This is a genomic window from Solidesulfovibrio magneticus RS-1 (genome assembly GCF_000010665.1).
Lineage (GTDB): Bacteria > Desulfobacterota > Desulfovibrionia > Desulfovibrionales > Desulfovibrionaceae > Solidesulfovibrio > Solidesulfovibrio magneticus.
Window position 1 is genome coordinate 1,010,221 of the sequence record NC_012796.1, and the last position, 14,193, is coordinate 1,024,413.

Consider the following 14,193-nt stretch of genomic DNA (forward strand, 5'->3'; position numbering starts at 1 on the left):
TATGCCGGCCAAAAAGCGAAGCGACTCTTTGCGATGCCCTGGGCGTACGTGCCTTCCCGTCAGTCGCCCGAGCCGTCCAGTGCCGTCCCTGAAGCGGGTGGTGGCCACGCATAGCGAACAGCCGCCCAAGCCTCCAGGCGAGAAACCCAGGGGAACGAAAGCTTGGCTCGTCAAAAGTTGCCTGAATTCAGAAATTCGCTGCCCCGTGGGCGAGTGCATCACGCCAGCGGTCCTTGTAGTACAGGATGGTCTTGAGTTCGGCGAAAAAGGCCTCCACCACGGCCGGATCAAACGCCGTGCCTGCGCCCTGGCGTATGATGCGTTGGCAGGCATCCTCGGGAAAGGCGGCCTTATAGGGGCGATGGTTGCCAACGGCGTCGTAGACGTCCACCACCGAGACGATGCGGGCTTCCAGAGCAATGGACTCCCCGGGCAGCCCCTTGGGATAGCCGGTCCCGTCCCAGCGTTCGTGGTGGGATAGGGCGATGGTCTGGGCCAGGGGCATGAGTTGCTGTTTCGCGCCGAGGGCGGCCATGGGCTCTGCGGTGGTGCAGACCATGGCCTCGGGCTGGCCCTCGGCCAGGGGCTGGCTGAGGATCATGCAGCCGTATTCGCAGTGGCGCTGCATAACGACCCATTCCTCCGGGGTGAGCGGACCGGGCTTGAGCAGGATGTGGTCGGGCACGCCGATCTTGCCTATGTCGTGCAGGGGGGCGGCCTCACGCAGCATCTCCACCCGGGCCGGCTCCAAGCCCAGGCAACGGCCAAGGGCGGCGCACATCTCGCCCACCCGGATGACGTGGTGGCCGGTCTCATTGTCACGGTATTCCGCCGCCTTGCCCAGGCTGTAGAGAATCTGGCGGCGCGTGTCGCGCAGTTCGGCTGTGCGCGCGTCCACCAGGGCTTCCAGGTTGTGCTGGTAGTTGCGGTTTTCCCGCAGGAGCCGTGCGCGCTCTAGGACCCGGGACAGGGCGTGCTCCACCACGGCAAAGCGCGACACCGGTTTGGTGATGTAGTCCCAGGCCCCCAGACGGATGGCCTCCATGGCCTTGTCCACGGCTCCGACGCCGGAGACCACGATCAGGGGCAGTTCCGGGTCGCGGACTCGGACCCGCTCGATAAAGGCGTAGCCGTCCATGACCGGCATGTTGAGGTCCACCAGGACCACGTCCGGGGCGAAGTGCTCCAGGACCTCCAAACCCTCGACCCCGTTGGCGGCCAAGGCGGTCAGGCAGTTCATGTCTTCCAGATAATCGGCCAGGGTGCGGCGCAACATGACTTCGTCGTCAATGACCAGCACCCGCACCGCCTGCCCGGGAGGCAGGCCCAGGGCCTTAGCGAAGGGCATTGTCAAGGGCACGGACGATCACCTCCATGTCGGCCACGGGCTTGTAGAGCACGCCCCGGAAGCCGGGGATGTCCTGCATGATCGCCTTGGGGAACTGCTCCTCGGGGGAGCCGGTATGGACGAGAAAGCGCAGGGCCGGGTACAGGTCCTGAGCCTGGAGCATAAACTCAATGCCGCTTGAACCCGGCAAACGCAGGTCCACCAGACATACGTCAATGGCCTGACGCCGCAGAAGGTCCAGGCCGGACTCGGCATCCTCCGCCACGAACGCCTCGAAGCGCCCTTCGTCTTCCAGGTAATCCTGGGCGGCCAAGCCCAACAGGGCCTCGTCGTCGATAATCAGCACGCGGATGCGTTCAGAAGTCATGTTTGGGCATCTCCCAGGGGAATCTCGACGGCAAACGCGGTTCCCTGACCGAGACGCGACGCCACGGAGATTCTTCCCTTGTGCTTCTGGGCGATGATGAAAAAACCCACAGACAGGCCAAGGCCTGTCCCTTCGCCCTGGGGCTTGGTGGTAAAAAACGGTTCGAACACGCGTCGGCGGGTGGCCTCGTCCATGCCCGGTCCATTGTCCCGTATCTCGATGCGGGCGGCGTCGGGGTCCTGGCGGGTGATCAGACGCAGGGTGGGCGGGTCGGGCCGCTGGCCCCGGTCCGCCATGGCCTGAGCCGCGTTCTTGATGATATTGAGCAGCACCTGGACGATCTCCGTCTCCATGCACTCCACCGGCGGCAGGGTCGGATCGTAATCGCGTTCGATGCGGATGCCTTTGAAGTCATAGCGTTTTTTGAGATCATAATCATTGGCGGCCAGATCTACGGCCATATCGAGGAGGGCGTTTACGTTGCATGAGGCGCGCAGGGACTGGCTGCTTCGGCTGAAATCGAGCATGGTGCGGATGATCCGAGCGGCCCGGTCGCCGGCCTCCTGGATACCGCGTAGGTATTCGTCGATGTTGCGGGCGCGCATGTAGGCGGCAATGGAATCCATTTCCAAGCCGAGCCGCCGGGCCACTTCCAGATTGCCCGGCAGGGCAGGCGATAACCGGCGCTCCATATTCTGCACCGACTGCAAAATGATGCCTAGGGGGTTGTTGAGTTCGTGGGCCATACCTGCGGCCAGCCCGCCCACGCTCATCATCTTCTCGGTTTGGATCATCAGCTCCTGCATCTTTTTGTGCTCGGTGATGTCCACGATGACGCCGATCAGCCCGCCTGAAGCGCCGCCGGACAGGCGAAATCCGGTGACCGAATACAGGGTCTGGTGCACCGCGCCGTCGGCCAGGGGGATGGACATTTCCTTGTGCACCGGCTCGGCCCCGGCAATAACGGCCTCATCCTCGGCCTGATAGGCGGCCCGGTCCTCGGCAGGCAGATAGTCCAGATCCAGCACCGTCTTGCCAACGAGATCCTGACGGCGCACCCCGAACCAGTCCTCATAGGCCTTGTTAAAGCCCAAGAATCGGCAGTCCGTGCCCTTGTAAAAGACCGCGTAGGGGATAGTGTCCAGGAGCGCCTGTTGGAAGGCCAGTTGGTCGGCCAATTGCATCTCCAGCTGCTTGCGCCCAGTGATGTCCCGGAAAATGCCCTCCACGCCAAGCACCCGCCCCTCTCCGTCGCGGTAATAAGCGCTGGTGGTTGAAACCAGCACCGCCCCTCCGCTTTTGTCCTTAAGAGTGACTTCGTAGTCCAGGACCCGGCCCTCGACCGCGATGCGCTCCAAAAGGGCGTGGCGTTTGTCAGGTTCCATCCAGAAATCTGCGGCCGGCCGGCCAAGCAGCTCATCGACCGAGTCGTAGCCGAGCTGGCGCGGCGTGGAGGGGCTGAGCATTACCAGCCGGCCTTCGCGGTCGGTGCGGTAGTACATGTCCTGGATGTTCTCAATGACGGAACGGTACCGGGCTTCGCTTTCGCGCAGAGCCTCTTCGGCCTGCCGTCGCTCGGCCACGTCCTCGACAAGGCCGTTAATGCTGGCCGGTTCGCCTGCGGCGTCGTACTGGAGGGAAGCGTTGATGATGGCCGGAAACGCTTGCCCGTCCCTACGTCCCAGGAGTGCTTCCAAGCGCAGACCCTGGGGCGAGACGGCCAGAGCGCTGCGGATATCCCGTGATCCTTGGGGACGCAGATAGCTGTAAAGCGGCAGATGTTCGAGGCCGCCGAGCATGGCCTCGGGGCTGGAGAAGCCGTGCATGCGGGCGAGGGCGGCGTTGACCTCCTGCAGGCCGTCGCCATAGGTGCAGCGGAAGATTCCGATGGGGGCATGATCGAAGATGGCCCGGTATTTTTCCTCGCTGGCCCGCAGAGCCTGCTGGAACGTCAGGCTGCGTTCCAGTTCGGCCGCCAGTTCCTGGGCCTTGTTTTGGTAGGCCCGCCGCAAGGCCAGGGAGCGGTAAAGCAGGACGCCAAGCAACGCCACAGTGACCGAGAGCAGCCCGATGGCGGCGTATAACAGCCAGGTCAGGGTGCGTATCTGGCGCTCCTGGGGATGGACCCATTTGTCCAGCAAGGCGCGTCGACGCTCCTGGGGAATGTTGGCCAGGGCCTTCTGGATGGCGGAGAACAGTAACGGTCGGTCGCTGCGCACGGCCATGGACAAGGCCGTCTCGTGCTCAGTGGTGGCGGCCACCCGCAGATTGCGCAGGCCTTCCTGCTCAATGTAATACGAGGCCACGCCCACGTTCTCCACAAAAGCGTCGAGATCGCCGAATGCGGTCTGGCGCAGGCCTTCCTGGATGTTGTTCACCGGCACAATGGTAAACGTGTCCGGATAATTGCTCTTGAGAAAGGCGTGGGAGACATAGCCGTTGACCACACCCACGCGCAGGCCGCGCAGATCGGCCAGTCCGTCAATGTGCTTAAAGTGCTTCTGGGTGAACACCACAGTGGGCAGATGCACGTAGGGGTCGGTAAACAGCAGATACTGAGCGCGCTCGGCGGTGTAAGCCATGGCCGGGGCCATGTCGGCCCGACGCTCCTTGAGGCTTTCCAGCAACGCCGGCCAATCTCGCTCGGCTTCGGCCCGGATGCCGACGCCCAAGCTGTTCTCGATCTCCTTGATGAAATCGGCGGCTAGCCCCGAGAACCGGCCGTCCTCGCCCAGGAACTCAAACGGCGGGTATTTCCAGTCGTAGACGAGGCGGATCTGCTTGAGCTCGGCTAGGGCGGCTCGCTCCTCGGGAGACATGATATCCGCCGCATGGGCAACTGCGGCCAAGCCGAGCAGCACGGCCAGCCCCCAGGCCAGACACCGCACCCCCAAGCACCAGGCACGTCCGTGATTCCGAGCCGGCATCGCCCCTCCCGGTCTGGATTGCATCATCTAAGATACACTATTTTTTTATAATATCGCACAGACGGCGCAGTCTGTCAATTTTCACTAGTGGATTGGCCTAGGGTTTTCTGGGACACCAAATTGGCAGTATGACTCTGCCGCTCGGGATGTGCCGTATGCTGAGAGAGGGAGAAGCACTCAAGCGATTCTGGGCACTTCACAAGACTCAGGCCGTGCTCCGGCTGCTTCGAGGCGAGAACAGGCGGCAAGTTTCTTCCAAGTAAGGGTTTGGTCGCAGAAGGAATTGCTTGAACAGTTATTCTAGACGTACGATAAGCTCGATGAAGATTTGAAGTCCGAGCTTCCGTTAAAACGGATTTGGACTGTTACTCCGCAAAAAAACAATGATGATACTTTCGGCTGTTGTCCGTTGTAGTTGAGCTTGCGCGGTCTTTTTCAAGGCTGTTGCCAAGTTGGCGTTTGGACTTCAGTTCCAAGGTTGGCTTCCTTGAGGGCAGCTTCAATTTCTTCGCGGCGAAACCCAACGATAACCTTTTCGCCGATGACGATGGTCGGGAACGTGATTGCCGGGTTGAGTTTGCGGAGGGTATCGAGAACCTGGGTTCGTTCGTCGCCTGACATGAAGTCTACGCTGACAGGGTCATAAGCGACCTTGCGTTCGTCGAGAAAGTCTTTGGCTTGGGTGCAGTGTGAGCAAGTTGAGAGGGTGTAAATTTTTACTTTGGCAGACATGGATGAAGTCCCCCTTGGTTTGTAAGTATGAGCGGCGAGAGAGGTACTTGACTTATCCCCTTTGGGGGACTGTTGGTCAAGGAGGTCGGCTGTAATAGGTTTTTGGATGTTATCCAAGGCGAGGAGAGAGGAGAGGGCTTTTTGACCTAGAACAGGGGGATATTTTCCTCGGGGCCGACGCTGCAATCTGGATAACATCTGGAGAACCGTTTGCCTTCGTCGCCAAGCAGAGTATGTCTGAAAAATGTTATCATTTTAAGAAAATATCTAATGATTTCAAGGTTAGGATCAGGTGCCCGGCCCATGGGGTTCAGGGGGTCGGAGGTTCAAATCCTCTCATCCCGACCAGAGATTTCAAGGGGTTACGGAGCCAATCCGTAGCCCCTTTTCTCGTTGGATAACCGGGTGGATAACCTATTGGCCTGGGATCCCAGGGGAATGGTTTTCCGGGGCGACCCAATGTCCGAATGTCAGGGGGTCGCCTCCGCGCGATGCCACATGACCCTATTATTTGTTGAACCGTTTACGCGCCTCCGGGGGGAGAGTTTCCCAATCGCTGGGTAGGCCCGAGTGCCACGCTCTGACGAAGTTGCCTCGCCATTCCTTGCTTCCGTCCATGTCTGATGTTATATATTCGACGGTTCCGTTCTTATCGCTTCCGCTAAAAACAAGACGCAGTTTACGAGCAACTTTTGTCTTTACGGATGTGAGACTCCCAATAAATGTATTTCCAGAAATAACACCACTTCCTGACGAGTAGACATCTTGACCGGGAACTGACAGCTCAACATTGACTCTGTCGTCTGTCCTGTACAAGCTCATCCTTTCCACAACACTGCCTCCGTCGCGCCTTTCCCAGTTACTCAGAGCTTGAGGCGGAGTCTTGGAAGAAATCGCAAGTGCAGCTGTTGAAGCAAGCATAAGCATAAAGGTAAGGGCTGCTGATTTTGCTGTGACTTTCATAAGTTGCCTCCTCTGTCTATTGTTTTATGAGATGTGACGAGCTTCGTTTGAGGCCGTAGTTTCTATGCAGTGCCTTGGACAGACCACTTGCCTGCGCAGGTCGCATCGGAAAGCTCGCCCCCCTCGCCAGTGCCATCCGCATGATCTGTTCTGACCTTGAGCCAGCTCTCGGCGTCTAGCGGAGCAAATGGGTTGCAGCCGGCGGGACGTACGATGTATCGCAGCACCAAGATCACGTTTACTGTATCATGGCAACGATTGCCAATTGATTTTTAGTACATTTTGATGTTTTGTCAGATATCGGAATGACTTGTATAATGTGAAATGGCGTGAGCTAGCAAAAAGTAAAGATTTTTTAGTGAATACAGTCGGTTTACGATGAGAGCCATACTAAACGTCATATGCACAGTCGAAGGTAAGGAAGGGGCGACCCGATTCCCAAAAGTCAGGGGGGCGGAGAAGGCTCGTGGAAATTCAGTGCGTTCGCGATTCCGAGTGTAACGTGGACTTCAAGGTGCTCGCCGACCTCATCGCGAATGACCTGCCTTTTCAAATCACGCCCGGTATTCGCGTAGCCGAGATCAAGGAAGGCCGTGTCAGGCTCTTCGGCGGCGTCATCTCGACCCTGGCCGCCGTCTGTGCTGGGTTCGCTGTCTGGACTCACTGCAAGCTTGGTGACCGCCATCGCCGCCATAGCCCGGCTCGGTTACTGGAGCAATGTGGCCTGCTTCGAAGGCCCCTCACCCTCGCGACTGTGCGAGCATCAAGGTAAATACGGCGGAGGCTCTACGGTAGCTGCGGGGGACTCGCAGGGCTAAGCGGCTTTGGTCGCCACCCGCAGGGTTCCGGTCGACAGCACTTCCACGACCTCCCCCCGACCCAGAAGTTCCTCGTAATACTTCGTCACTCCGGGAAATATTCCGATGTCGTGAAAGGCGGCCAGTCCATCCTGCGCAAGCCAGGGTGACCAGGCTTCATAGTCATGTTGCGAAGCTTCGAAGGAGTGGTCGCCGTCGATGAAAAGTAATCGAATCGGGCGATTCCAGCCTTTGACTGCTTCCCGCGAGCCCGCCCGCATGATGTGAACCCAATCGTCAAGCCCTGCCTTGCGCAGGTTTTCGCGAAATGTTTCGTAGAGACTGCCGCCCTTAGGCAAGAGGGAGGTCTCGAAGGCACCGTCGCGCCGGTGCTCCGGTGATCCTTCAAAATGATCAACAGCCACCACTTTTTCCCGTCGGGCGCGCTTGGAGCCGCAGGCGAGATACGACGTTGACCTGCCGGCGAAACTGCCAATCTCCACAATGCTTCCCTGCCCTGGGCCGTGTTCAGCCAGCAACAGCAGCGCGTAGCCCTCAATGGGGTCCAGAAATCCTTCAACAGCGGCAAACGTATCCGACACGAGCCAGTAATCTGCGGCCACCTGCATGGAACGTAAAATTTTGTCCAAACTCATCAGAAAAAACTCCCATTGCAGCAGGGCTGTGGCAGCAAAGCGGCACCGGGTTCGTATTGCCCCTGGTCGACCAAGGCCTGTCCCTGTTTATGTAACCTGACGCGGCGGCGTCAATCCCGGGGGTGCCCCAAGTGCTCGCTCATCTCACCGAGAATTGCCGGCCATTCCGGAAAACAAACTATCCCTTTGAAGCCTCGCCCCAGCCCGCCTGGCTCATCGTGACGCGGCGTTGATCGCGTTCGGCCAGGGCGACGACGGCCTGGACTGAGTCCCCGTACAGCCGAAGATCCTGGAATGACGACGGTGATCTGCGACGCTGCAACATGAGCGCGTCCGTCTCAAACCAGTAGGGCATGAAGCCGCCGAAATAATAGCCCCGCGAATTGATCGCCTCTATTCCCGCCGGCGCGTCCAATCGACCGAGATCGAAAATCACCTGGACGATGCCGTCGTCTCCGGCCTTGCGTTCCAGGTCGGACACGATCCTTTCCAAATCGCGACCCGGCTCGTGAACCCAGACCTTGATGCAGGCGGCTTTCTCGAAAACGATGATCTCGACCCGCGAAGACTCGGGCAAGGTCGCCTGGGAACCGGCCTCGATCTGTCTGTTCAGGCCGGCCCTGGCGCAAAAGTCGACGTAGGCCGCGCGGTAGGCGGCGGGCAGGTGGACGGTCTGCGGGGTGAAGAGCATGGGCTTGACGGTCAACACGAGCGACGTCCGGTCCCCGTGCCGGTAGTCGTCCGAGTAGGCTTTAGCAGGAATGGCGTCCATAGCGATGCCGCAGGGAATCATGCCGGTGGTCTCGCACATGCGCTGCGAAAAGATGTGGGTGCACACGGCCTCGCCGAAAATCGCCCCGGCTTGAGCCATGTCTGGCAGCCGTTCCATGGCCTGCAGCCAGAGATCGCGGGCCATGCCCTTGCTGCGCTGGTTTTTGAGAATCATGAGCTGGGCAAGTTCAAACAGTCGCGGCCAGGGCGAGCAGCGGTAGATGCCGATCATGCCGAGCACGTGGCCCTGACGGGATTTGGCCACCACGGCGTGCTGGGCTCCCGAGGCGTACCGTTGGGCGATCTCGGAAGGATCGTAAACGTAATCAAAGGGATGTTGGTCGCCATAGACGCTGTAGGTCAGCCGGGCGACACCGAGCGCATCCTGGGGGGAAATCAGGCAGATGGCATAATCCTGATCCGGGGGGACTTCGCTGTCTCCCAGGCGGTGCGCCACTATCAAAGCGTCGCGGTCCATGGATTCTCCCTTGGTTCTCCCAGGCGGTTTTGAGGGAAGACAGATTGCAGCCCGCACTTAGCTTCTGGACTTTATCCTGTCAAAGCGACTAGATCAGCTAAAAAGAGCAGGATCGGTGAGCCATGGATATCTTGCGCGGCATTCGGGTCGTCAATCTTGCCCTCAACCTCCCTGGCCCCCTGGCGGCCAATCGCCTCGCCCACATGGGGGCAGAAGTGATCAAGGTCGAACCGCCGGCCGGCGATCCCATGGAACTCTACAGCGCCGCATGGTATCGGGAAATGTCGGCAGGGCAGGAACTTGTCCGGCTGGACATGAAAACGCCGGAAGGGCAAGCGCGATGCGGCGAACTTTTTGCCGGAGCCGACCTGCTCATAACCGCCAACCGCCCATCGGTGCTCGCCAGGCTGCATATCGACTGGGAAACGCTGCACCCGAGGTTCCCGAACCTCTGCCAGGTGGCCATCATTGGTTACCCCGAGCCTCGCGGCGACGTGGCCGGTCACGATCTCACCTATCAGGCGGCCCTTGGGCTTTTGTATCCGCCAAACCTGCCCCGCACGCTTCTGGCCGACATGGCTGGCGCGCAGCGGGCGGTTTCGACCGCCCTTGGACTTTTATTCGAGCGCGAGCGTTTGGGGCGAAGCGGCATGGCGAAGGTGGTGCTGTCGGACGCCGCCTTGGAGGCGGCCGCGCCCTTGAGGTACGGGCTTACCCGTCCTGGCGGACTGTTCGGCGGCGGATAGCCGGAATACAATATCTATCCGGCCAGGGACGGCTTCGTCGCTGTTGCCGCCCTGGAGCCACGTTTCCGCGAGCGGCTGTTCGCCTATTTCGACGGTGTGAAAACGTCCGAGGGACTTAGCGCGATCTTTGCGTCCAGGAACGCCGACGAATGGGAACGACTCGGCGAAGAACTTGATATTCCCATCGTTAAGGTCAGTGCCCAAGAGGAATTGACGCCGAGCACCTAACTTTCACATGTGGCGCCTCTCGCGGGTGTAAACGCCTATTTTGCTTATTTTGGTCAATATTTTAGAGTATTTCGTGTTTGTTTGGCTGAATCTTCAAAGTAAGTTGAATTAATGTTGTTTGCGGATTCAGGTTGATCATCTCTCCACAGTCTTTTCGTGTAGCAAGGTTATCCGGGAGCCTCTTTCCCCCTGGGGGCTTTCCCGACGGAGGCGATTGGGGAATGACCTATTCCCCGGAGACAAGCCGAATGCGCCGTGATTTCGCACCTCTGCCGCTGTCTGTCCGCGAAGCGGCCATGACCGGCCGGGGAGCCCCGGCCGGAAGTCATGCTTTTTTCAGGAAGCAGGTCTTGAGCACCAATCCCTTGACCTTGTCGGCGTTGCACTCAATTTCCGCCGGGTCATCGGTGAGGCGGATGTTCTTGATCAGCGTCCCGCGTTTCAGTGTCACGGAAGAGCCCTTGACCTTCAAGTCCTTGGTGAGCGTGACGTTGTCGCCGTCCTTTAACACCGTGCCGTTGCTGTCCTTTACGATCACGTCGTCCATGCGGTGATGCCTCCGATTGCGAGTTGAGGGGGGTGCCGACGTTGGAGCCGGCTTGAGAGGATTTCTTCGTCGCTGAAGACTGATCTTGCCCGAGGAAACGGCGCAGCATCCGGTTTCCCTAACAAGGAGAGCCGGCTCTAATCGAAACGTCGTTCATCCACGAGTCTCGGGCCGCCGGGGCTTTCGGCCGCATCGGGCGGCAGCACGATCACCTGGGGCCGCAGCTTGAGCCGCTGCTGGAAGCAGGCCGCGAAGGCCGCCGTGTCCAGGGGGCCGTCGCAGCACAGGCGCACTTCGATGACGTCCTTGCCGTCCGGGTTTCGCACCACGATCCGCCAGTCGACGATGGCCGGGAAAGCCGCGACCACCGCGGCGGCCTGGGCCGGATAGATGAACTGCCCCTTGACCTTGGCCGTGTCGTCCACCCGGCCGAGGATGCCGGCCAGCCGCGGCGAGGTCCGGCCGCAGGGGCAGGGCGTGTCGTCAAGCTTCGAGAGGTCGCCCGTGGCCAGCCGGATGAGCGGATAGGCGTCGGCAAAGGGCGTGAAGACCACCTCGCCCATCTCGCCCGGCGGCAGCGGGCGGCCGGTGCCGGGTTCGCATATTTCCAGGATGCCCCGGGAGCTGGCGTGCATGCCGGTGAGCGCGGCGCACTCGTAGGCGATGCAGCCTACGTCGGCCGTGCCGTAGCCCTGGCGGATGGTCATGCCAAAGGCGTCCTGGACTTTGTGGCGCAGGCTTTCGGGCAGCCGTTCGGCGGCCACGAAGGCGACGCGCAGGCCGAAGTCCCGTTTGGGGTCCAGGCCGTGCTCCCGGGCCTTGTCGGCGATGACGTCGAGGTAGCTGGTCATGCCGACGAAGCCGGTGACGGGCAGCCGGGTCATGAGGTCGATCTGGACGTCGGTGTTGCCCGGTCCGGCCGGGATGACGGCGCAGCCCAGTTCCAGCAGCGGCTCTTCCAGCATGAGGCCGGCCGGGGTCAGATGGTAGCTGAAGGTCATCTGGACCAGATCGCCCTTGGCGAATCCGGCGGCGTGGAAGGCCTCGGCCCAGCCCCAGTAGTCCGGCCCAGGGCCTTCGGGGTCGTAGAGCGGCCCGGGCGACTGGTAGATGCGCCGCAGGCCGGCGACGCCGCCAGTGAGCAGCCGGGCCAGTCCGGCCCCGCCGTCCTGCAGAGCCAGCAACTGTTTTTTGCCAAGGGGCGGAATGCGGGCGAAGTCGTCCCAGGAGGCGATGTCCTCGGGCGTCAGGCCGGCGGCGTCCAGGCGGGTTTGAAATTCCCTGCTGCGTTTGTAGGCGTGGCTGATCAGCCGGCGCAACCGGTCGAACTTGCGGGCTGCCGCGGCCTCGCGGTCCATGTTTTCCAGCGGATTGTAAAAGCCAGAATCGGGCTTTGTTGCTTCCATGATACGCCTCTTTTCTTGCCGGACTGTCCACGCCCGACCAATGGTCCGCCCATTGCCACAACGCCGCCACCTTTCCCCATTGCGGGGGTCCGGGGGCCTCAGGCCCCCGGCGGAGAGGTCCAGGAGAGGCAGCGCCTCTCCTGGCCGCCGGAGGCATCCCCCTTCCCCGCTCCCGCTCCGATCACCCCAGCCAGCGTTTGCGGCGGCGGTAGTGTTTGACGTCGCGGTAGCGGCGTTTCTCGCCGCCGTGGGACAGGCCGAGGTAGAACTCCTGCACGTCGGGATTGCCGAGGAGTTCTGCCGAGGTCCCGTCGAGGACGATGCGGCCGTTTTCCATGATGAATCCCACGTCGGCGATGCCCAGGGCCGCCCGGGCGTTTTGTTCCACGAGCAGGATCGTCACGCCGTCGTCGCGGTTGATGCGGCGGATGATGTCGAAGATTTCTTCCACCAAAAGCGGGGCCAGGCCCAGGGACGGTTCGTCGAGGAGGAGCAGCCGGGGTTTGGCGATGAGCGCCCGGCCGATGGCCAGCATCTGTTGTTCGCCGCCGGACATGTAGCCGGCCAGTTGCTGGCGGCGTTCCTTGAGGCGCGGGAAGTAGTCGTAGACGCGCTCCACGCCGGTCTTGAACTCCCCGGCCGGGCGGGTGACGCCGCCGCAGCGCAGGTTGTCCTCCACACTCATGTCCTCGAACACCCGCCGGCCTTCCATGACCTGGAACACGCCCAGGCGCACGATGCGCTCCGGGGGCAGGTGGTTAATGGGCGCGCCGTCGAAAACGATGCGGCCGTCGGTGACGGCCCCGTCCTCGCCGGCCAGGAGTCCGGAGATGGCCTTTAACGTGGTGGATTTGCCGGCGCCGTTGGCGCCGAGCAGGGCGGTGATGCCCCCCTGCCCGGCGCGCAGCGACAGCCCTTTGAGGGTCAGCGCCACGTCGTTGTAGACGACTTCGAGGTTTTCCACGGCGAGCAGGTCCACGGCGTCTATTTTCCCAGCCATTCGGGCTTGCGCTCCAGGGTTTCGGTGGCCGTTTCGACCATCTTGCCGCCTTCGACCTTATAGATGATGACCGCCATGTTGGGGCGGTGGTCGTTGGGGAAGAAGCTGATGGGCGGGGTCAGGCCCATGGGATCGTAGTCGCGCAGCGTTTCCAGGGCATCCTTGATGGCCGGTCCGGTGAGCGGGCCCTTGGCGGCGGCCTTTTTGAGGCCCTCGGCCATGACCAGCATGGAGGCGAACCCCCGGATGTAGTGGGTCATCTTGGGCGCGCCGCCGGTCATTTTCTCGATGACGGCCATGCCCGGCACCTTCTGGCCGTAGACCACGGCGGTCTGGAGGGAATACGCGCCGTTGGCGGCGTCGCCGGCGAGCTTGAACAAGCTCTCGTCCACGCCCCAGATGTTGCAGAAAAAGGTGGTCTTGAAGCCGAGCTTCTGGGCGTCCTTCATGATGACAGCGGCCGACGGCGTCGTGCCGCCGATCCAGACGTAGTCCGGGGCGAGCTTTTGCAGGCGCAGCATCTGGGCCATGGCGTCCATGGCGTTTAGGGCCACGGTTTCGTCGCCGACGATCTCAAAGCCCAGTTCCTTGGCGTATTCCTTGGCCGCCGGGATGGGAACCAGCCCGTAGGGGTGGTCGGGATAGACGAAGGCCACCTTGGGCGGGCGGGACTCCTTCCAGTTGGCCTTGAAATATTTGAGCGCCCCGCGAATCTGGGTGGAGTAGTCGGCGGCCACGAAGAAGTTGTACGGGGCCTTGGCCGGGTCGGTGAGGTGGGCGGAATAGGAGGCGGACAGGGTCGGGATCTGGTCCTTGCCCACGAACTTGGTCAGGGCTTCGGTGTCCTGGGTGCCCCAGCCTTGCAGGGCCACGATCTTGTCCTGGGAGGTGAAGCGCTTGTAGGCGGCCAAGGCCTGCTGGGCGTTGTAGGCGTAGTCCACCTCGATAAGGTTGATGGGCTTGCCGGCGATGCCGCCGTTTTCATTCAAATACTTGGCCGCGTCCTTCACACCCTCGGAGTAGGGCACGCCCACGGCCGAGGTCGGGCCGGACAGATCGGAGAGAAGCCCGATGTTGACGGTCTCCTGGGCCAGGGCCGGGCCGGCCAGGGTCAGGGTCCAGGCCAGGGCCAGCAGTTGCGCCATGCGTTTCATACATACCCCCACGTTTGCGTGTTGCGTTCCGGACTCGCCCGCCGGAACATCGTCCGATCCGCAGCGCCCGTGC

The 14,193-nt window shown here is 61.3% G+C and carries 13 protein-coding genes; 1 reads left to right on the forward strand and 12 read right to left on the reverse strand.

All coding sequences use genetic code 11. The annotated features are described in order from the left end of the window. Window positions 1-187 precede the first annotated feature (187 nt). The 8 genes from DMR_RS04335 to DMR_RS04365 form a co-directional block, all read right to left on the reverse strand. Entirely contained in the window at window positions 188-1,360 is a 1,173-nt protein-coding gene (locus DMR_RS04335; protein ID WP_232502873.1) for an HD domain-containing phosphohydrolase, read from the reverse strand. Further along, window positions 1,335-1,715, reverse strand: a complete 381-nt coding sequence (locus tag DMR_RS04340) for a response regulator (RefSeq protein WP_012750461.1) — start codon at window positions 1,713-1,715, stop codon at window positions 1,335-1,337. Before DMR_RS04340 ends, DMR_RS04335 begins: the two co-directional genes overlap by 26 nt. After that, window positions 1,712-4,642: a PAS domain S-box protein gene (locus DMR_RS22270; RefSeq protein ID WP_158304239.1), complete on the reverse strand. Its 2,931-nt coding sequence runs from the start codon at window positions 4,640-4,642 to the stop codon at window positions 1,712-1,714. Before DMR_RS22270 ends, DMR_RS04340 begins: the two co-directional genes overlap by 4 nt. A 435-nt stretch (window positions 4,643-5,077) precedes the next feature. Continuing rightward, entirely contained in the window at window positions 5,078-5,374 is a 297-nt protein-coding gene (locus DMR_RS04350) for a glutaredoxin family protein (protein ID WP_012750463.1), read from the reverse strand. Between the two features lie 507 nt (window positions 5,375-5,881). Then, on the reverse strand, window positions 5,882-6,337 hold the full coding sequence (locus DMR_RS24240) for a hypothetical protein (protein WP_148208353.1): 456 nt from the start codon (window positions 6,335-6,337) through the stop codon (window positions 5,882-5,884). Between the two features lie 445 nt (window positions 6,338-6,782). Further along, entirely contained in the window at window positions 6,783-7,031 is a 249-nt protein-coding gene (locus DMR_RS25665) for a hypothetical protein (RefSeq protein ID WP_043600063.1), read from the reverse strand. Between the two features lie 120 nt (window positions 7,032-7,151). Next, complete coding sequence (locus DMR_RS04360) at window positions 7,152-7,790, reverse strand: class I SAM-dependent methyltransferase (RefSeq protein ID WP_012750464.1); 639 nt, start codon at window positions 7,788-7,790, stop codon at window positions 7,152-7,154. Between the two features lie 178 nt (window positions 7,791-7,968). Continuing rightward, window positions 7,969-9,039: a GNAT family N-acetyltransferase gene (locus tag DMR_RS04365; RefSeq protein WP_043600066.1), complete on the reverse strand. Its 1,071-nt coding sequence runs from the start codon at window positions 9,037-9,039 to the stop codon at window positions 7,969-7,971. Window positions 9,040-9,161: 122 nt separating this feature from the next. Between DMR_RS04365 and DMR_RS04370 the strand changes: the two genes are divergently transcribed. Continuing rightward, a complete protein-coding gene (locus tag DMR_RS04370) occupies window positions 9,162-9,785 on the forward strand; it encodes a CoA transferase (RefSeq protein WP_012750466.1) in 624 nt (207 codons plus the stop codon). 553 nt (window positions 9,786-10,338) lie between these two features. Here DMR_RS04370 and DMR_RS04375 read toward each other — a convergent pair. The 4 genes from DMR_RS04375 to DMR_RS04390 form a co-directional block, all read right to left on the reverse strand. Beyond that, on the reverse strand, window positions 10,339-10,560 hold the full coding sequence (locus DMR_RS04375) for an alkylphosphonate utilization protein (protein WP_012750467.1): 222 nt from the start codon (window positions 10,558-10,560) through the stop codon (window positions 10,339-10,341). Between the two features lie 137 nt (window positions 10,561-10,697). Further along, window positions 10,698-11,966 (reverse strand): phenylacetate--CoA ligase family protein, encoded by a 1,269-nt coding sequence (locus DMR_RS04380; RefSeq protein ID WP_012750468.1) that lies wholly within the window; start codon window positions 11,964-11,966, stop codon window positions 10,698-10,700. A gap of 181 nt (window positions 11,967-12,147) precedes the next feature. Continuing rightward, complete coding sequence (locus DMR_RS04385; protein ID WP_012750469.1) at window positions 12,148-12,966, reverse strand: ABC transporter ATP-binding protein; 819 nt, start codon at window positions 12,964-12,966, stop codon at window positions 12,148-12,150. Beyond that, window positions 12,951-14,120, reverse strand: a complete 1,170-nt coding sequence (locus DMR_RS04390; protein WP_012750470.1) for an ABC transporter substrate-binding protein — start codon at window positions 14,118-14,120, stop codon at window positions 12,951-12,953. Before DMR_RS04390 ends, DMR_RS04385 begins: the two co-directional genes overlap by 16 nt. Between the last annotated feature and the right edge of the window lie 73 nt (window positions 14,121-14,193).